Genomic DNA, 19,597 nt, shown 5'->3' on the forward strand with positions numbered 1-19,597 from the left:
GCGAAAGCGCCCGCCAAATTTTCGATCAAGGGAACAAAGAAATGACTGTTGATTACGAGATTTTCGAACTCGGCGATTTTGCCTTTCAGAATGGCGCACTCCTGCGCAACGCCAAGCTGGCCTACAAGACCTTCGGGACTTTGAACGCCGCCAAGGACAACGCCATTCTCTACCCCACCTGGTATTCAGGGCAGCACTACGACAATGAATGGCTCGTCGGCCGCGGCATGGCCCTCGATCCCGATAAATATTTCATCATCATCCCGAACATGTTCGGCAACGGCCTGTCGTCTTCGCCGAGCAACACGCCGGAACCTTACAATGCCGCCCGTTTTCCCAAGGTGACGGCCTATGACAATGTTCGCGCCCAGCACAAGCTGGTCACCGAACATTTCGGCATCGGGCATCTGCGGATGGTGACGGGATGGTCCATGGGCGGGCTGCAGACCTTCCATTGGGGGGCGATGTATCCCGACATGATGGACCTCCTGGCGCCATTCTGCGGCTCGGCCAAATGCGCGCGCCACAATTTCGTGTTCCTTGAGGGGGTCAAGGCGGCCTTGACGGCCGACGGTGCGTTTCTCGATGGCTGGTACAAGGAAAAGCCGCACAAGGGCCTGCGCGCCGCCGCCCGGGTTTATGCCGGCTGGGGTTTTTCGCAGTCTTTCTACCGCGAAGAACTCGACCTCAAGACCCTTGGTTTTGCCTCGCTCGAGGATTTCCTGGTCGCTTTCTGGGAAGGCTTCTTCTTGCCCAAGGACCCCAACAATCTGCTCACCATGTTGTGGACCTGGCAGAACGGCGACATCTCGGCCAATGAACTCTACAAGGGCGACTACAAGGCAGCACTTGGGGCGATCAAGGCGAAGACCTATGTCATGCCGGGCCAGACCGATCTCTATTTCCCGCCGGAAGACAGCCGGAACGAGGTCGCCAACATGCCGAATGCGACCTTTGTGCCCATCCCGTCGATCTGGGGCCATTTCGCCGGCGGACCGGGCACGAACCCGGTGGACGTCAAGTTCCTGGACGACAAGCTGAAAGAATTGCTGGCGTCCTGACTTTCCGTTGCGCCGCGGCGACCGGAGGCGTCGCGGCGTTCAAACTCAAGAGGCATATGATGACCAATCTGGATGCTTACCGCATTTCCAGCGAACCTTTCTATCGGCCTGTCAAAAGGGAGGTCGAGCTCTTCGAGGCCGCCTATGACATGCGGATCCCGATCATGCTCAAGGGGCCGACCGGCTGCGGCAAGACACGTTTCGTCGAGCACATGGCCTGGCGGCTCGGCCGGCCGCTGATCACCGTTTCCTGCCATGAGGACATGACGGCGTCCGATCTCGTCGGCCGCTATCTCCTCGATGCCGAGGGGACGGTCTGGCACGACGGGCCTTTGACGCTGGCGGTGCGCGAAGGGGCGATCTGCTATCTCGACGAGATCGTCGAGGCGCGGCAGGATACGACCGTCGTCATCCATTCCCTGACGGACGACCGGCGCATCCTGCCGCTGGAAAAGAAGAACGAGGTGCTGAAGGCGCATCCGGATTTCCGCATCGTCATCTCCTACAATCCCGGCTACCAGAGCGTTCTCAAGGACTTGAAGGAATCCACCAAGCAGCGCTTCGGGGCCATCGGTTTCGGTTATCCGGAAGCGTCGATCGAAGCGGAGATTGTTGCCGTTGAAGCGGGGGCTGATCGCCGTACGGCCGAAATGCTGGTGCGGATCGCCGAACGCTCCCGCAATCTCCGCGGCCACGGGCTGGACGAAGGTGCCTCGACCCGCATGCTGGTGCACGCGGCGATGTTGGCGGGCAAGGGCATCGCCATCGACCAGGCCTGCCAGATGGCAATCGTCCTGCCGATCACCGACGATCCCGACCTGCGCGATGCGCTGACGGCTGCGATCTCGGCCTGCACCTGATGACGGCGGTTTTGGAAACCCTACTGCCTCCCGGTTGGCAGGATGCTTGGAAGGCCGCTCATCGCCGGATCGACCAGGCGGGATATGGCGAGGCGGTTGCCGGCGCCTATCGCCGCGCCGGCCCGGACCTTGCCAAGATTGCCGGCGCCGATGCGGCATTGCGGCTCGGCCGCACCGTTTCCGACCTGGCCATCCGCTGCGACAGGCGCACGGCTTCGATCCTGCCCGAGGCGACGCTCGCCGCCGCACGCCAGCTGCGGGATGGGCAGGCCGTCCTGCGCTGGCTGGAAACGATCGAAGCGGCTGCGAAAGCCGCGCCAAGAGCGGTCGGCGCCCTGCTGGAGAAAACCGGCCGGCTGCTGGAGGCGCTGGATCTGGACGGCTTCCGGTCCTTCGTGCGCATGGGCATCGCCATCGGCAGCCGCGATGTCGAACGGCAGGCGGCCTTCTTCCGCCTGGAGGATGCCGAGGCGCGGCGGTTTCTTGACCGGGAGAGCGGCGTAGACGGTTTCCATGTCTTCGAGGCGTCTCTCAGACATTTTCTGCTGGCGGTCTGGGGCATTCGCCCGCCCATTCAGGAAGCGCCGGCCACAACGCCTGAGCCGATGCGGCGGCGTTGCGGATTCGGCGGCGGCGGGATCCGGGTGCCGGCATCCTTTCCGGGGTTTGCAGCGGAGAACGGCAATCGGCTGTATCGGGCAGCCCTTGCGCATATCGGCGCGCACCATCGCTTCACGCGGCAGCAATTTCCTGTCGGATCACTGAAGCCGCTGCAGCTTGCGGTGATTTCACTGGTCGAGGATGCGCGTGTCGAACGGCTGGCGATGCGCGAGATGCCGGGGCTGGGGCGGCTCTGGACGCCGTTTCATGTCGCCCGGCCGGGTGGCGCGCCGGTGGCCGTGGCCTTGCTGGCGCGGCTTTCCCGCGTCTTGATCGATCCCGGCTATGACGATCCGGATGGCTGGGTCGGCAAGGGCAGGGCGCTCTTCGAGGAGGCGTTCGCGGCCGATCCGGCGGACCAGTCGCTCAGCCGGCGGATCGGCGGCATGCTCGGCAACGATCTCGGCCAGATGCGGCTGCAGTTCGACGCCAAGACCTATGTCGTCCAGCCGGCCTATCGCGACGACAATCTCGGCATCTGGGATTTTGGCGAGCCGCCGCCGGATGCGCCTGTTGTCATGGAAGAAATGATCGAGGGCGCCCGCATCGAGCAGCAGGAGCGCGACGATGGCAGGCCTGACGAGGAGAAGCAGGAGACCGATCCCGAGCAGGGTGTCAGTCGCGCGTCGCTTGCGGCCGCCGACGAGGAGGGCAGGCTTGCCGCCCGCTATCCGGAATTCGATTACATCACCGGCCGCGACCGGCCGGACTGGTGCACCGTGCGCGAATACCCGGCGCCGGCTGGCGATATCGGCGCGATCCGCCGCTTCGAGGACCGTCGCTCCGATCTGACCGACCGCCTTTCGGCGCTCATCCGCTCATCGAGGATCAGCCGTGCCGAACGGGTGCGCCGCCAGCCGGAGGGCGAATTCCTCGACATGGATGCCTGCATCGACGCGACGATTGCCCGGCGCATCGGCGAGGTGCCGGAGTTTCGCGTGCATGGCCGTTATGAGCGGCGAAGCCGTGACCTGTCGGTGCTCATCCTGCTCGACAGTTCGAAATCCACGGCCGATGCCGTTCGCGGCCCAACCGGCACGGTGCTCGACGTGGAACGCCTCTCGACCGCATTGCTCGCCCAGGCGATGTCCGGGCTGGGAGATCCGTTCGCCGTCGCCGCCTTCTGTTCGGATAGCCGCGACGATATCCGCTATTTTCGGATCAAGGATTTCGAGCGTCCCTACGACAATTTTGCCCGCGCCCGTCTGGCAGGCATCCGCAGCGACCTTTCGACCCGGCTGGGGGCGGCGATCCGCCATGCGGGCGAAGATCTTCGCAGTCGCCGCAGCTATCGGCGGGTATTGCTGGTCATCACTGATGGTGAACCTTCCGATATCGACGTCGATGACCGCCGTTATCTGATCGAGGATGCGCGGGCCGCAGTGCACACCCTCAACCGGGCCGCCATCGACACGTTTTGCGTCGCGCTCGATTCCGGCGCGCAATCCTATGCGGAACGCATCTTCGGCCGACGTGGCGCGATGACGATGACGGATATCGAGCAGCTGCCGGTTCGGCTGCCGGCACTCTTCTACCGGCTGACGCGATGACAGCTGGGGGGATTACAACCGTTCGCCGGGCAACTGGCTGGCCTGTTTGACCCAGGAAACGAACTGGGCTTCATCGAAAACATCGGTCTCGCGGATGTCGAGGTAGCGCGTATCGGCGCTCTTGGAGGCGCCGGGAGGCATGGGCTGCAGAGCCGCGCCACGGAAAAAGGCGACCTTCACGTATTTCGTAAAGCAGTGCAGGCTGAGAAACCAGCTCTCGCCGTCCTTGCCATAAAGCGGTGAGTTCCATTTGACCGCCTTGTGCACGCCCGGCACGGTTTCGCCGATCAATGCATCGAGGCGGCGGCCGAGATCGCTTTTCCAGCCCGGCATGGCGGCGATGTAGGCCTGAACCGGCGCATCGCCATACCCCTTGGCAATCTGCGGATTGCCACCGGACAACAAGACCGGCTCTCCGGCGGTTGCCGTATTCACTGTCGCCGCGGACTTGGTCCTCTTGCGAGGCGCAGACTTTTCAGTGGGTTTGTCTGCCAATGATCCCTCCCAACCAGTCGTCGAATCAGCCGCCGAGACTATCACAAGCCGCCGCCTTGCAACCTCTGGCACCCGCCCAACCAGCGGAGCGGCAGGCCGGACGCAATTCGGCTCGCGGGCCTTGTTTCATGCCCGCGAGCCAATCTCGTTATTCCTGCCTTACTCGGCAGCGATGGAGTGGGAGGAGGGGTGCTCCTCCTGGGTGTTCGCCGCTTCTCTTCCGTGCTGCACCAGAGCGCGATTGCCGGCGATGCGGCGCATGATCACGTAGAACACCGGCGTCATGAAGATGCCGAAGAAGGTGACGCCGATCATGCCGGCGAAGACGGCGACGCCCATGGCCTGACGCATTTCCGCCCCGGCGCCTGTGGAGATGACCAGCGGTACGACACCCATGATGAAGGCCATCGAAGTCATCAGGATCGGGCGCAAGCGCAGACGGCTGGCTTCGACGGCAGCCTGCACCGGCGTTCGTCCCTCGAACTCCAGTTCACGCGCGAACTCGACGATCAAGATGGCGTTCTTGGCGGATAGTCCGACAAGGACGACGAGGCCGATCTGCGTGAAGATGTTGTTGTCGCCGCCCGTCAGCCAGATGCCGGTGAGGGCTGCCAGCACGCCCATCGGCACGATCAGAATGATGGCGATCGGCAGGGTGAGGCTTTCATACTGCGCGGCCAGCACCAGATAGACAAGCAGCAACGCCAACGGGAAGACGAAGAGGCTGGAGTTGCCGGCAAGGATCTGCTGGTAGGTCAGGTCCGTCCATTCGAAATCGATACCCGGCGGCAGCGTTTCCTGGGCGATCCGTTCGATGGCCGCCTGCGCCTGGCCGGAGGAGAAGCCGGGAGCCGGTCCGCCGTTGATGTCGGCGGCCAGGAAGCCGTTGTAGCGGGTGGTGCGTTCCGGCCCGGTGGTGGCATCGACCTTCAGGAGTGCCGACAGCGGGATCATCTCGCCGCTCTGCGACCGCACCTTCAGCTGGCCGATGTCCTCCTGTTTGGAACGGAACTGGGCGTCAGCCTGGACACGCACGCTGTAGGTGCGACCGAAGGCGTTGAAGTCGTTGACGTAGAGTGAGCCGAGGTAGATCTGCAGCGTTTCGAAGACATCGGTCACCGTCACGCCGAGCTGCTGCGCCTTGGCGCGGTCGAGGTCGGCATAAAGCTGCGGCACGTTGATCTGGAAGCTGGAGAACAGCCCGGCCAGTTCCGGCGTCTGGTACGCCTTGGCGAGGAAAGCCTTGGTGGCTTCGTCGAGGGCGGGATAACCGAAGCCGGCGCGATCCTCGATCTGCAGCTTGAAGCCGCCGGTCGAGCCGAGACCGTTGACCGGCGGCGGCGGGAACATGGCGATGAAGGCGTCCTGGATGACGCCGTATTTCTGGTTGAGCTGCATGGCGATGGCATTGCCCGACAGTTCCGGCGACTTGCGGTCCTCGAAATCGTCGAGCACGGCGAAGACGATGCCGGAGTTCGAGCCGATGGTGAAACCGTTGATCGACAGGCCGGGGAAGGCCAGCGCGTTTTTGACGCCCGGCTGTGCGAGCGTGATCTCGCTCATGCGCTTGATCACCTCTTCGGTGCGATCCAGCGTGGCGCCATCGGGCAGCTGGGCGAAGCCGATGAGATATTGCTTGTCTTGCGCCGGAACGAAACCACCCGGCACGGCCGTGAAGATGCTGTAGGTGGCACCGACCAGGCCGAGATAGACGGCCATGACGATGCTCTTGCGCGACAGAAGCCCGCCGACGCTGCGGCCGTAGCCGTTCGATGCCGCGCCGAAGGCGCGGTTGAAGCCGCGGAAGAACCAGCCGAGCAACGCGTCCATGCCGCGGGTCAGCCAGTCCTTGGGCGCATGGTGGTCCTTCAGCAGCAGCGCGGCCAGAGCCGGCGACAGCGTCAGCGAGTTGATGGCGGAAATGACCGTCGAGATGGCGATGGTCAGGGCGAACTGCCGGTAGAACTGGCCGGAGAGGCCGGTGATGAAGGCAAGCGGCACGAAGACGGCAACCAGCACCAGCGCGATGGCGATGATCGGGCCGGAAACTTCCCGCATGGCGCGGTATGTAGCATCGCGCGGGCTCAGCCCGTTCTCGATGTTGCGCTCGACGTTTTCGACCACGACGATGGCGTCGTCGACGACGATGCCGATTGCCAGTACCAGCCCGAACAGCGTCAGCGCGTTGATCGAGAAACCGAAGACATACATCACCGCGAAAGTGCCGATGATCGAGACGGGGACTGCGATCAGCGGGATGATCGAGGCACGCCACGTCTGCAGGAAGAGGATGACGACGAGAACGACGAGCGCGATGGCTTCGAGCAGCGTGTCGACGACCTTGTCGATGGAAGCGCGCACGAACTTCGTGGTGTCGTAGACGATCTCGTAGCGCACGCCTTCCGGCATGGCCAGCTGCAGCTCGCTCATGGTTTCCTGGACGGCATCCGAAATGGCGATGGCGTTCGAGCCGGGCGCCTGGAAGACCGGGATGGCCACGGCCGGGTTACCGTCGAGCAGCGAGCGGAGGGTGTAGTCGGCTGCGCCGAGTTCGATGCGGGCGACGTCCTTCAGGCGCGTAATTGCGCCGTCGGCGCCGCTCTTGACGATGATGTCGCCGAATTCTTCCGGAGTCTGCAGGCGGCCCTGGGCGTTGACGTTCAGCTGCATGTCGACGCCGGAAAGGCTGGGCGATGCGCCGATGATGCCGGCGGCGGCCTGGACGTTCTGCTGGCGGATGGCGTTGGTGATGTCGCTGGCGGCGAGATTGTGCTCGGCGGCCTTCTGCGGATCGATCCAGATGCGCATCGAATAGTCGCCGGCGCCGAACACCTGAACCTGGCCGACGCCTTCGATGCGGGCCAGGCGGTCCTTGATGTTCAGCGTCGCATAGTTGCGCAGGTAGGTGAGGTCATAGCGTCCGCCCGTCGAAACGAGGTGGACGACCATCATCAGGTCGGGCGAACTTTTCACCGTGGTGACGCCGAGTGCGCGGACTTCCGCCGGCAAGCGCGGTTCGGCCTGCGACACGCGGTTCTGCACCAGCTGCTGCGCCTTGTCCGGATCGGTGCCGAGCTTGAAGGTCACGGTCAGCGTCAACACGCCGTCCGAGGTCGCCTGGCTGGACATGTAGAGCATGTCCTCGACGCCGTTGATCTGTTCTTCCAGCGGCGTCGCCACGGTCTGGGCGATAACGGTCGGATTGGCGCCCGGATAGCTGGCGCGGACGACGATGGAAGGCGGCACGACTTCGGGATATTCCGAGATCGGCAGGGCGCGCATGCCGATCAGGCCGGCGACGACGATGAGGATCGACAGGACGGCGGCAAACACCGGTCGGTCGACAAAGAAGCGGGAAATGTTCATTTTCGTCCCCCTCGGGGTTGAACGATGGCGTAAGCCGGCCCGGCGCCCGAAACGTCGTTCGGGCGCTGCACAAACCGGATGTCTTTGTTGCTGCCGGCGGCGGGCCGCCGGATATTTTTACTGCTGGGCGACCTGGCCTTCGGTCTGCGGCAGAACGACCGCGCCGGGGCGGATACGCTGCAGGCCGCTGACGACGATCTTGTCGCCGGCTTCCAGACCCTTCTCGACGATACGCTTGTCGTCCACCTTGGCGCCGAGCTCGACCTGACGGTAGTTGGCGGTGTTGTTGGCGTCGACGACGAAGACGAATTTTTTATCCTGGTCCGTGCCGATGGCTCGCTCGCTGATTGTCAGCCGTTCGCTGGCGTTCGGCTCACCCAAACGGATGCGGACGAACTGGCCTGGGATCAGCAACCCACCGGGATTGTCGAAGACGGCGCGGACGCGGATGGTGCCGCTTGCCGCGTCCACCTCGTTGTCGATGAGCTGCAGCTTGCCGCGGATCGGCGCGACCTTCTCGGCCAGCGTGGTGATTTCGACCGGAACGGTCTCGATCGCCGGCACGCCGGAGGGCGAGGGCAGGGCGGCGAGCGTTTTTGCCACCAGTTCCTCGTTGACGTTGAAGCTGGCATAGATCGGGTCGATGGAAACCAGTGTCGTCAGGGCTGGCGATGCCGAACCAGCGGCAACCAGGTTGCCGACGGTGATTTCCAGCTTGCCGACGCGGCCGGCGATTGGTGCGCGGATTTCGGTATAGCCGAGATCGAGCTGCGCCACCTTGAGCGCCGCGACGGCGGCCTGGCGGGCGGCAGTCGCTTCGCTGAAGGCGCTTTGCCGCTGGGCGAAATCGCTTTTCGAGATGGTGCTCTTCGACGAAAGCACCTTGCCGCGTTCGAGTTCGGCGGTGGCGAGGTCGAGGCGGGCCTGGGCGGAGGCCACCTGGCTTTCCGCCTGGGCGACGGCCGCTTCATAAGGCGCCGGATCGATGGTCACGAGGAGATCGCCAACCTTCACCAGGCCGCCTTCGCGAAAATGTACGGACTGGATGGCGCCGGCAACGCGGGAGCGAAGCTCGACGCGATCGACCGCTTCCAGCCTTCCGGAAAATTCCTGCCAGGTCGAGACATTGTGCGGTTCGACGGTGGCGACCGTAACGGGCACGGCCGGAACCTGCGCGGCCTGTTCCGACTGCGCGGCAATCGCGCCGCCGGGCAGGTCCAGATAGGTGCCTGCGGCGATTGCAGAGACGACAATGCCCATGCCGGTGCCCAACAGGGCCCAGCGCGTCTTTTTCGACGTCATGATGTACTCTCCTTGGCTCGGGAGGGAGCCTTCAAACAATCTCGGATAGACTATATTTCAATGTTTCAGCTTGCTGGAGAAGGCAGCGAACCCGTCGCAAACGACGTCGATCCAGGCTCCGCCTTCGCCCTTGTACATGTCCGTCCAGCCTTGGCCGGCGGTTAAAATCTTCTGTTCCACTGTCACGCCGGCCTCGGCCATGCGTTGTGCATAACCGAGTGCCTCATCCCGCAGCGGATCGTCCTCGGCCGTCATCACCAGCGCCGGTGCGACGCCGGCCAGCCTCGAACAGAGGCAAGGCGCGGCGTAAGGATGCGAAAAGCCGCAGGCCGACTTCAGGTAATGGCTCCAGCCTTCCGACCAGCGTTGCAGCATGCCGATCTCGCTTGCCTTGCGGAACGAACCCGATGTCATCAGCGGATCGATCATCGGCGACAGCAGCAATTGGCCGGCCAACTGGCCGGGAATCTGGTCACGCGCCTTCAGGGCGACACCGGCGGCGATGTTGCCCCCGGCTTCCTGTCCGGCAACGAACAGCGATGACTTGGCGCTGCCGAAAAGCTTGCGCCGGTTGCTCAGGCAACTCAGCACCTTGAAGACATATTCCATGGCCTGCGGAAAGGTGTTGCGCACCTCTCCACCATAATCGGCCTCGACGACGACGGCACCGCGATTTGCGAGCGCCCGTGCCACCGGACTTTCGGTTGCCGGTAGCGGCGACTGCTGGAACGCGCCGCCACCGAGATAAAGCACCAGCGGCGGCGTCTTGAGGCGGGCAGCGCCTTCATAAATGCGGACGGACGGCATAGGTTTTGCCGAATCGTCGATCGCCATGTCCTGCCACGTCGCCTGCATCGTCGTTTCCCGGCGTTGTACCCATATACAACACATCTGGTTTTTTATATTATTGTACGATCCAAAACGCACAAGTCTGCCGTTCTTGATAACTCTGTTCGGAAAATCGGGATAATGGTGCGTCGCACAAGGAGAGGCTATGGACCAGCTTTCGGCAATGCGCACATTCGTGCGGGTGGTGGAGACCGGCAATTTTACCCGTGCCGCTGCCGCGCTTTCCATTCCCAAGACCACCGTGACCAATCTGGTGCAGGCGCTGGAAGCGCATCTGCGGACCCGGCTGCTGAACCGCACGACACGGCGGGTGACGGTGACCACGGATGGGGCGCTCTACTACGAACGGGCTGTGCAGATCCTTTCGGAACTGGATGAACTGGATGGCAGCCTGACGAATTCCCAGGCCCAGCCCTCCGGCCGGTTGCGGGTGGAGATGGCAGGCGCTTTTGCCGATACGCTCGTCATCCCGTCGCTCTGCGATTTCTATCTGCGGTATCCGCAGATTCAGCTGGATATCGGTGTCGGCGACCGGCTTGTCGACTATCTTGCCGAAAACGTCGATTGCGCCTTGCGTGGCGGCACGCCGACGGACCAGTCGCTGGTGACGCGCAAGGTCGGCGAAATCAAGCTTTCCTGTTACGCGGCGCCGCTCTACCTGGAGAAATTCGGCATGCCGCAGCATCCTCTCGACCTGATGACCAGCCATTTCTGCGTCGGTTACCTGATGGTGCCGTCCGGAAAGATTTTCACGATGGATTTCCAGCGCGGCGACGAATTGCACGAGATCGAGCCGCGTTACGTCGTCTCCGTCAACGATAGCAGAACCTATGTGAAGGCGGCGATTGCCGGCATGGGCGTGGCGATTTCCGCGCCCTATTTTGTCAAGGAGGCTGTGGAAAAGGGCGAACTCGTACCAGTCCTCACCGATTGGCAGTGTGAATCCATTCCGCTGAACATCGTCTATCCGCGCACCCGCCACCTCAGCAACAAGGTGCGCGTATTTGTCGACTGGCTGGTGAAACTGGTCCACGATCTGGACAAGGATTCGCCCGTTGAGGAGCAGTTCGCGCCGGCGCCGGCGAAAATGCAAAGACGGTAGCCGCCCAGAGCCGGCATTTGCCGCCGCGGCCATGCGGCAAACGGCCCCATCTGCCCTCAAAATGACGGCTGCGCCGGGCACGGTACTTTTCATCGTCACGTTTCGTTGATAATCCTTGGGATCAGGAGCGCCGATGAAAAAGCAACTGCAACAATTGAGACTGGCCGTGGTGACGATTGTCGCCATCTGCCTGCTCGTTGTCCAGGCAGCCATCGGATCTTTTGCGCTCGCCGCTGCCGTCAATTTGCCCACCGTCGATTATTTCGGCAACCCGCTTTGCATCGAGAGCATGCAAGACGAAAACGGCGATCCTGCCCATGACACCGGCCATGCCGCACTCCCGGATTGCTGCACCGTCAGCTGCAGCATGCATGTCGGCCTGGCATTGCCGGCCGAGAGCGCCAGTTTCCTGCTCAATCCCCTGACGGTATCGTCCGGGACAACACCGGAGCGTTATGAAACTGCCCCGCGCCTGACGCTGGATTACCTGCCAGCCCACCCCCGCGCGCCTCCTGTTGCTGCGTAAACACCAGATCTGAGATCGGTCCGCGATCTCGCGTGTTTACTCGATACGCTGCTGCGATGTTTGTCGTGGCTGCTGCAGGAGAATGAAAATGATTGTTTCCCGATTCGTTTTGGCGAAAACCGGCTTGCTGGCAGCTCTTTTGGCGCTGGCGCCGGCTGCCGTTTCCCAGGTCCAGGCCCATGAGTTCAAGGCCGGCAATATCGAAGTTGTCCATCCCTGGTCGCGGGCAACCCCGCCGGGCGCCAAGGTGGCGGCAGGATACGTGACCATCAAGAACACCGGTTCGGAACCGGATCGCCTGGTCTCCGTTACCGGCGATATCGCCGAGAAGACCGAAGTCCATGAGATGGCCGTCAACGGCGAAGGCGTCATGACGATGCGGCCGGTTCCTGAGGGTGTGGAAATTCCGGCCGGTGGAGAAGTGGAGCTCAAGCCGGGCTCTTTCCACATCATGTTCATGGGCCTGAACCGCCATGCCAAGGAAGGCGAGAGCTTTTCCGGTACGCTGACCTTCGAAAAGGCGGGCAGCGTCACGGTTGAGTATTCCGTCGACAAGCAGGGCACCACCGGCGGCCACGGCGGCTGATCTATCTCACCGAAATACCGGGCTGACGCCGACGGTCTCGACCGTCGATGCGGTGATGCTGAACGGGACGACAAGCGGTTTTCCGCAATCGTGACCGGCAGCGGAACCGTGTGAGCCCGCCCGGAAAACGCCCGCATTTCCGAGCCGCTGCAACGGCAAGGTCGCATGCAGGACAATCTCGAAAATTCACGGAATTTCGCCGGCAGGGGGCTGGCGATGCAACAATCGATGGAGAGTGGAAAATGTTCAAGAAAACGATGATGACGCTTGCCGCAGTGGCGCTTGGCGCCGGTACGGCCTCGGCGCATGTGTCGATCCAGGTGAAGGAAGCGCCTGTCGGCTCGACCTACAAGGTGGTGCTGCAGGTGCCGCACGGTTGCGAAGGCAAGCCGACGAATGTCCTGCGCGTCCAGATCCCGGAAGGGGTGATCGCCGTCAAGCCGCAGCCCAAGGCCGGCTGGAAACTGGAGAAGGTCAGGGGCGCCTATGCCAAGTCCTACGATTATTACGGCACGCCGACCAGCGAAGGCGTCAAGGAAGTCGTCTGGAGTGGCGGCAGCCTGGCGGACGACGAATATGACGAGTTTGCATTCCGCGTTTATCTCACCAAGGATCTGAAGGTCGGTGAAACCCTGTATTTCCCAACCGTGCAGGAGTGCTCAGAAGGTCTCGCTGAACGCTGGATCGAAATCCCGGCCGCCGGCCAGTCTGCCGACGATCTCGAATTGCCGGCACCGGGCGTAAAATTGCTCGAAGCCACGGGCGGTCACTAATCTATCGGCCGGCGCCTTCGCAAAGGCGCCGGCTTGCTTCTCGATGTTTCGGAGATACGGGTGAAAAACAGCTTTCGTGGCGTGCCTGCCCTCAGGGCCTTGCTGACGGGGATCGTCTGGCTCTGTCTTGCCAGCGTGGCCATGGCGCATGCATCATTGACGGCGGCGGAGCCGGCGGATGGCGCTGTCGTCCAGGCGGCACCGCAGCGTTTCACCCTTTCCTTCAGCGAACCGGTGTCGCCGCTTGCCATTACGCTCGTCAGGCCGGATGGGCAGTCGGTAAGCCTGGATAGCTTCGTGCTGCGGGACCGGACGCTGGAGATCGAGCCGCCGAAGACGCTTGTGCCGGGAACCTACGTCTTGTCCTGGCGGGTGGTTTCGGAGGACGGGCATCCGGTGGCCGGATCGGCGGTCTTTTCCATCGGCGCGCCGAGCAGCACCGCTCCTGCGGTCACCGAGGTTGACGACTGGCCGGTGAGGATAGCGCTGTGGTTCGCCAAGGTGGCGCTTTATGCCGGGCTTTTCTTCGGCATAGGCGGTGTCTTCGCCTCGTTCTGGTTCTTCCGAGGCAGTGACCGGGGAAGGGCGTGGTCCCACCTCATGCTTGGTTGCGGCCTTGCAGGCACGCTTCTTTCCGCCGGTCTGCAAGGTCTCGATGCCCTGGGGGCGCCGCTTTCCCGCTTCTTCGATGGCGCTGTCTGGAGCGCCGGACTGAATACGAGTTTCGGCCGTACCGTCATCGTCATGACGGCGGCCATCCTGCTGGCGGCGCTGGCCGTTGCTCCGCGAATGAAACGCTGGGGGCATTGGCTCGCTTGCGCTACGCTTCTTGCTGGCGCCGGGGCGCTCGCGCTCAGCGGCCACGCCAGTGCCGCCCCGCCGCAATGGTTGACGCGGCCTTCTGTTTTTCTGCATGCGGCCACCATCGCGATCTGGATCGGCGCCTTGTTGCCGCTCGCAGTAGCCATGCGCAGCGGTGGGCCGGAGGCGGAAGAGGCTCTTCGGCTCTTCTCGCGCTTCATCCCGTATGCCGTTGCCGTGCTGGTCCTCGCGGGCCTTGTCCTGGCCGTCATCCAGGTGGAGCATCCCGCCGCCCTTGTCGAAACGGCTTACGGCAATGTCCTGCTGGCGAAGACCGGTCTTCTGCTTGTCCTTTTCGCCCTGGTCGCCGTCAATCGCTGGCTGCTGACAAAGCCGGTGCTGGTCGGCGAAACCACCGCCATCCGGCGCCTTTCGCGTGCCATCGTCGTCGAAACCGTTCTGGTCCTGGCGATTTTTGCCGTTGCCGCCACCTGGCGCTTCACGCCGCCGCCGCGTGCCCTGGCAATTGCCGCCGCGCAGCCGGCGTCGATCCACATCCATACCGACAAGGCCATGGCGGAAGTGACGATCAGTCCGGGCCGGACGGGGCCGGTCACCGTCTCGGCCGTCATCATGACCACCGATTTCGGTGCGCTCGATGCCAGGGAGGTGGCTTTTGTCTTCTTCAACCCGGCGGCTGGCGTGGAGCCGATCCGGCGCAAGGCGTTCAAGCCGGGCGACGGGACATGGCAGGTCGATGGCCTGGTCCTGCCTTTGCCGGGCACCTGGACAGTTCGCCTCGACGTGCTGATCAGCGATTATGAATTGGCCCGGCTGCAGGGCGAATTGGCGATCCGGCCATGATCTGAACGGACATTTTCGCCGCCGGCCTCACGCCGAAGTGAAACTCTTTGAAGTTTTTTGCCTTTTCCATGCCGTGGCGGTCATGCAGTCTCCGGCAATGTGACAAGGGGTGTGTTGATGACGAGAGGTTTCTTGCGTAAGCGCGCCGTGCTGGCGCTGTTCGGTTTGGCTGTCGCCGGCGAGGCGGCGGCGGAAAGCATCAATGCCGGTGATCGGGATTATGCGGAAACCGTTCCTTTCGACGCCCGCACGGTGGCGGAGTTCGATACGCCATGGGCGATTGCCTTCCTTCCCGATGGGCGCATGCTGATCACCGAGAAGCCAGGCCGGATCTTTCTCGTTTCTCCTTCCGGGCGCAAGACGGAGGTCGATGGCGTACCCGAAGTCGCGGCTTCGGGGCAGAACGGCCTGCTGGACATCGCCGTTGCGCCAACGTTTGCCGAGGACCGAACGGTCTACTTCACCTTTTCCGAGCCGGGTTCGGGCGGCAACAGTCTTGCGTTGGCCCGGGCTAGGCTGGCGATATCGGGACCTTCGGCCGCGTTTGAAGATCTTGCGGTCATATGGCGCCAGACCCCGAGGGGCCGTGGCGGTCAGCCCGGCGGCATCATCGCGTTTGCACCGGACGGGCAACATCTTTTCCTGACCGCGGGCGACCGCATGCGGCCGAAGACGGCGCAGGATCCGGAACAGGCGCTCGGCAAGGTCTTGCGCCTCAATCTCGACGGTTCGACACCCCAGGATAACCCCTTGGCATCGGCGGGCGGCGTGCAGGCGCAGACCTGGACGAGCGGCCACCGAAACCCCTACGGGTTGGCCTTCGCCCCGGACGGAAAGCTTTGGCTGCACGAGATGGGGCCGCGCGGCGGTGACGAACTCAACCTCGTCGTTGCCGGGCAGAATTATGGCTGGCCGCTTGTGTCGAACGGTGACAATTACAGCGGTGCCCGCATTCCCCGTCATTCGACGCGGCCGGAATTCACGCCGCCAGCCTTGTATTGGAACCCGGTGATCGCGCCGGCGGGGCTTGTTTTCTACAATGGCGACCTGTTCTCGCCGTGGCGCGGTTCTGCCCTGATCGGCGGCCTTGCTGCGACGGCACTGGTACGCGTCACCTTCGATGCCGATGGCAAGGCCGATGAGGCGGAACGCTGGAACATGGATGCGCGCATCCGCGATGTCGCGGTGGCGCCGGACGGTTCGGTCTGGGTCATCGAGGATGACAATCCCGGCCGGCTCAGGCGCCTGACGCCGAACGCCGCCTCCAATTGACGGCCGTTCGCCGGCGGGACAGGCGATTTCAGTCGAAGCGCCCGTCGCTCGCTTTTTGCCAACGCGCGAAGGCGGTGGGCAGCTTGCCGGTCGGGGCGAAATCGCGTTGCTGCAGCCAGCCTGGCACGATGTCCGTGGAGCGCACCAGTTTCATGACGCGATCGGGATGAATGCCGAGCCCGAGCACCGAGAACGGCCGCAACAGCTTTGCCGCTGCCGTCACCACGAAGCGTGGCAGCAGGAAGGTCTTCACGCCGCCGAACTGGCCGCCTTTCATGGTTTCGACGATCTGCTCCAGCGTATAGCGGTCCGGATAGCAGCCGTTGAACAGGATGTATTGCTCGTCGAGACTGCGCGCGTAAAAAATGGCTTCGAGCAGGTCATCGACGTAAAAGCACGCCTTGATCGTGTCTTTCCGGCCGGGATAAACGAAGAAACCCTTCTTCATCAGCTTGGCAAGCCGGGTGAAATTGCCGCCCTCGCCGGGTCCGAAGATCACGGCGGGACGGGCGATGATCAGCCTGCGGGCGGCGTCCTCCTGCATCCACGAGCGGTGAATGCCTTCCGCCAGCCATTTCGACCAGCCATAGGCGGATTCGGGCGCCGGCGGGGAGGCTTCGGATTTCGTTTCTTCACCCGGGCCGTAGACGGAGATCGAGCTGGTGAAGACGATTTTGGTAATGCCGCGCCGGCGGGCGAAGGCCGTGATCTGGGTCGCGCCGGCGATGTTGGTGTCGTAATATTCGGGATCCGGGTGGCCGGGGGTCACGTGAACGGCGGCGAGATTGAAGATGGTGTCGATACCGCCATCGATTTCAAGCCCGCTCAGGTCGCGCACATCCGCCTGGATATAGGTGACCCCATTGAGCCTTTGCCGCGGCGGACGTCGATCGACGCCAACCAGCGGCGTCACGCCATCGGCTTTCAGACGTTGCAGGAGGTGGCTGCCGATAAAGCCGCTACTGCCGAAAACTATCGCTCCGGTCGTCATTGGTGTCAGCGGACCTCATGATCGGTGGAAACTGCAGGATCGCCTTGAAATCGCCGACCGCAGCCTGGATAGATGAAAACGCGCCTCGTGGCACGGCACTAAGGCAAGCTTTACAAGTATCCCATTAAAAAGCCCTGAATATCGATGGGGAGGCTGAGAAATTACCTCATTTCAATGGGCTGATCTTGGCTTCGAGACATTGTTTTCATTCTGATCTTCGTGCCACCGGCAACGGCGGCCGCTGCCGTAAAGCCTCGTTAACACATTTTGAACTATAATCGCCGCCGATCAAGGCGTGGAAAATCGGCTGGATTTCCAGGTTTTCGCGACCGTCCGTCCGGGGCAAAAGCTTACCCCAAAGCAATTTGAGATAACGGTTCCCCATGGCGCTCAGCGGAAAAGAAGAGAAGAATGGATTCGGCACCGAAAGCGGTCCGGATTCGATCGAGCTGTTTCGTATCCTGGCGCTCCTGCGCGCCAACATGGTCACGATCGTCGCCTTCTGCATCGTCTTCGCGATTGCGGCAGCCGGCGCATCATTGTTGATTCCGAATTATTACGTGGCGACGACGCAGGTGCTGCTGGATCCGGAAGGGTCGCGGGTGATCGAAAGCGATCTCGCCGTACCCAATCGCGCCGCCGATGCCCATGCCCTGAACCAGCAGTACATCATCACCTCGAGCCGGGTCCTGGCGCGGGTGGTCGAGGATGAAAAACTCTTCGACGATCCCAAATTCGGCGCCGCCTCGCCCTATTACGATGACAAGGAGCAACGGTCGAAACTCGCCTTGGACAAGCTGAGAAAGGCGATCCGTGCCGAACTCAGCAAGTCGAGTTTTGTCGTGACCCTTTCGGTGACCGCCGACGATCCCGACAAGGCGGCCCGGATCGCCAATGCGATCACGGCGACCTATGGCCAGGTGCGGGTCGAGATGAATTCCGGCGTAGTGCGCAAGGCGAGCGACGGCCTGGCAGCGCAGCTGAGCGCCCTGCAGAAGGCCGTCGAGGATGCCGACCGCGCGGTTCAGGACTATAAGGCATCGAACAACCTTCTCGATATCGAAGGCCGGCCGGGCCTCGAAAAGCAGATCGGCGAGATCAATACGGAAGTTTCCAAGCTGCTGGCGTCGATCGCCGACAATGAGGCTCTGGTCAGCGAGCTGAAACGTGCCCAACAGGATCGCGAACATTTCCGCAGCGTTTCGGACATCTATCTGACGCCGGCGATCATCCTCCTGCGTGACCGGTATTATGAGGCTTTGCAAGAGCAGACGGTGCTCGCCGCCTCGCTCGGCAACCGTCATCCGTCGTTCCTCGCGGCACAAATGCGCACACAGGCGCAGGCCCGGAATTTTGACGAACAGCTGAGAAGCTTTGCAACATCGACGGCGCGCAATGGCGAAAAGCTCAAGGCCCAACTCGCGCTGCTGCAGTCGAATGCCGATTCGCTCAAGGGTCGCCTCAACGGCGACGACCAGTCGATGGTGCGCCTGCGGGAACTGGAGCGTAAACTCGACAGCGACCGGCTTGTCTACGAAGCGTTCCTGTTGAGAACGCGGCAGCTCTCGGAACAGGAAAGCACCACCAGCGAGAACCCGCAGATCATTTCGACGGCACAGCCGCCGCTGCGCAAGGCAGGTCCGCCCCGCGCCCTGCTGACGATCGGTGGCGCCTTGTTCGGTCTCATCCTCGGCGGCGGTTTTGTCATTCTGCGCGATCAGTTTTCGCATATGCCGAAGACGGCGCCGCGGTCGCGTGTCGTGGAGACGGAAAAGCTGACGCGTCCGAAGACGACGCGCACGGCCGGCTCCCGCTTCTTTTCGCGGAGGAAGGACGAGATCGAGGTGCCGAGCGGCGGCAGCGAGCAGCGTGCGGTCAATCTTCTCGCCGGAGACGAGGCCGCTTATGCCGATCTGGCACGCAGCCTCTTGGGATTGGGGCCGGCGGGCGGCAATTATTGTGCGCTGGTGGTCTCGGCAGGCACGGCCAGCCTCTCGGAAAACATTGCGTTCAATCTCGCTTTCGCAGCGACCCAGCTTGGTTGCCACGTGCTTCTCGTCGATGCGGCGATCTCCGATCCGGTGCTGAGCCGCGCCCTGGATCTGGAAAAGCACGAGGGCCTGTCCGGCGCCATGGCGATGGAGCACATCGACGGCTCGTCGCTTGTCACTTTCGATTTCGAGCCGCGCCTGACCTTCCTGCCGGCCGGCAAGCAGGGGATGGCAGCCCCTGCGAGAGGGGCAAGGGCCACGACGCTGTCAAACTGGCTGCTCGAAGCAAATTGCCGCTACGACCTGGTGATCGTCGATGGTGGCGTCGCAACGGGTTCGGGTGCTCCGCGGCAGGTCGAGGCTGCGGCCAGCCAGGTGATCATGTTCAAGCACAACGACGACGGCAAGAGCGCCGGCGGTGCCCTGACCGCGCTTTTGAAGCGTGGACTGGCACCGGTGCGCATGGTCAGCATGAACCAGGCCGGCGCCCATTTTGTTGGCGGCAATGCATCCTGATGCGCTGACGTTCCGATGAACTCGCGATCATC

15 protein-coding genes are annotated in these 19,597 nt (G+C 62.8%); 10 read left to right on the plus strand and 5 right to left on the minus strand.

Annotation, left to right across the window (positions count from 1 at the left end):
- The first annotated feature begins 41 nt into the window (after positions 1-41).
- From ACSQ3I_RS04305 to ACSQ3I_RS04315, 3 genes are read left to right on the plus strand one after another with little or no spacing between them, the layout of a single operon-like run.
- Positions 42-1,061 carry an alpha/beta fold hydrolase gene (locus tag ACSQ3I_RS04305; RefSeq protein ID WP_435996380.1) on the plus strand — a complete coding sequence of 340 codons (1,020 nt, stop codon included), beginning with the start codon at positions 42-44 and terminating at the stop codon, positions 1,059-1,061.
- 56 nt (positions 1,062-1,117) lie between these two features.
- Positions 1,118-1,921, plus strand: a complete 804-nt coding sequence (locus tag ACSQ3I_RS04310) for a CbbQ/NirQ/NorQ/GpvN family protein (RefSeq protein WP_435996382.1) — start codon at positions 1,118-1,120, stop codon at positions 1,919-1,921.
- Positions 1,921-4,131, plus strand: coding sequence for a VWA domain-containing protein (locus ACSQ3I_RS04315; RefSeq protein WP_435996384.1), 2,211 nt, complete (start codon positions 1,921-1,923; stop codon positions 4,129-4,131). Before ACSQ3I_RS04310 ends, ACSQ3I_RS04315 begins: the two co-directional genes overlap by 1 nt.
- A 12-nt stretch (positions 4,132-4,143) precedes the next feature.
- On the opposite strand, the gene ACSQ3I_RS04320 is transcribed toward ACSQ3I_RS04315, so the two are convergent.
- The 4 genes from ACSQ3I_RS04320 to ACSQ3I_RS04335 form a co-directional block, all read right to left on the minus strand.
- Positions 4,144-4,566, minus strand: coding sequence for a DUF1801 domain-containing protein (locus ACSQ3I_RS04320; RefSeq protein ID WP_435996385.1), 423 nt, complete (start codon positions 4,564-4,566; stop codon positions 4,144-4,146).
- Positions 4,567-4,785: 219 nt separating this feature from the next.
- Complete coding sequence (locus ACSQ3I_RS04325) at positions 4,786-7,992, minus strand: efflux RND transporter permease subunit (RefSeq protein ID WP_435996386.1); 3,207 nt, start codon at positions 7,990-7,992, stop codon at positions 4,786-4,788.
- A 117-nt stretch (positions 7,993-8,109) separates the two neighbouring features.
- Positions 8,110-9,294: an efflux RND transporter periplasmic adaptor subunit gene (locus ACSQ3I_RS04330; protein WP_435996388.1), complete on the minus strand. Its 1,185-nt coding sequence runs from the start codon at positions 9,292-9,294 to the stop codon at positions 8,110-8,112.
- 57 nt (positions 9,295-9,351) lie between these two features.
- Positions 9,352-10,149, minus strand: coding sequence for an alpha/beta hydrolase fold domain-containing protein (locus tag ACSQ3I_RS04335; protein ID WP_435996390.1), 798 nt, complete (start codon positions 10,147-10,149; stop codon positions 9,352-9,354).
- Positions 10,150-10,288: 139 nt separating this feature from the next.
- On the opposite strand from ACSQ3I_RS04335, the gene ACSQ3I_RS04340 reads away from it, so the two are divergent.
- The 6 genes from ACSQ3I_RS04340 (at position 10,289) to ACSQ3I_RS04365 (ending at position 16,067) form a co-directional block, all read left to right on the plus strand.
- Positions 10,289-11,245, plus strand: a complete 957-nt coding sequence (locus ACSQ3I_RS04340) for a LysR substrate-binding domain-containing protein (protein WP_435996391.1) — start codon at positions 10,289-10,291, stop codon at positions 11,243-11,245.
- A gap of 133 nt (positions 11,246-11,378) precedes the next feature.
- Positions 11,379-11,771: a DUF2946 family protein gene (locus ACSQ3I_RS04345; RefSeq protein WP_435996393.1), complete on the plus strand. Its 393-nt coding sequence runs from the start codon at positions 11,379-11,381 to the stop codon at positions 11,769-11,771.
- 88 nt (positions 11,772-11,859) lie between these two features.
- Positions 11,860-12,357 (plus strand): copper chaperone PCu(A)C, encoded by a 498-nt coding sequence (locus ACSQ3I_RS04350; protein WP_435996395.1) that lies wholly within the window; start codon positions 11,860-11,862, stop codon positions 12,355-12,357.
- Between the two features lie 242 nt (positions 12,358-12,599).
- Positions 12,600-13,130, plus strand: a complete 531-nt coding sequence (locus tag ACSQ3I_RS04355; RefSeq protein ID WP_435996397.1) for a YcnI family copper-binding membrane protein — start codon at positions 12,600-12,602, stop codon at positions 13,128-13,130.
- A gap of 60 nt (positions 13,131-13,190) precedes the next feature.
- Positions 13,191-14,795, plus strand: coding sequence for a copper resistance CopC/CopD family protein (locus ACSQ3I_RS04360; protein WP_435996399.1), 1,605 nt, complete (start codon positions 13,191-13,193; stop codon positions 14,793-14,795).
- A gap of 117 nt (positions 14,796-14,912) precedes the next feature.
- Positions 14,913-16,067: a PQQ-dependent sugar dehydrogenase gene (locus tag ACSQ3I_RS04365; protein WP_435996400.1), complete on the plus strand. Its 1,155-nt coding sequence runs from the start codon at positions 14,913-14,915 to the stop codon at positions 16,065-16,067.
- Between the two features lie 28 nt (positions 16,068-16,095).
- On the opposite strand, the gene ACSQ3I_RS04370 is transcribed toward ACSQ3I_RS04365, so the two are convergent.
- Entirely contained in the window at positions 16,096-17,058 is a 963-nt protein-coding gene (locus ACSQ3I_RS04370) for an NAD-dependent epimerase/dehydratase family protein (protein WP_435996401.1), read from the minus strand.
- Between the two features lie 383 nt (positions 17,059-17,441).
- Here ACSQ3I_RS04370 and ACSQ3I_RS04375 point away from each other — a divergent pair, with 383 nt between their 5' ends.
- Positions 17,442-19,565, plus strand: a complete 2,124-nt coding sequence (locus ACSQ3I_RS04375; protein ID WP_435996403.1) for a GumC family protein — start codon at positions 17,442-17,444, stop codon at positions 19,563-19,565.
- Positions 19,566-19,597 lie beyond the last annotated feature (32 nt).

It is taken from the genome of Rhizobium sp. LjRoot30 (genome assembly GCF_964253915.1).
GTDB lineage: Bacteria > Pseudomonadota > Alphaproteobacteria > Rhizobiales > Rhizobiaceae > Metarhizobium.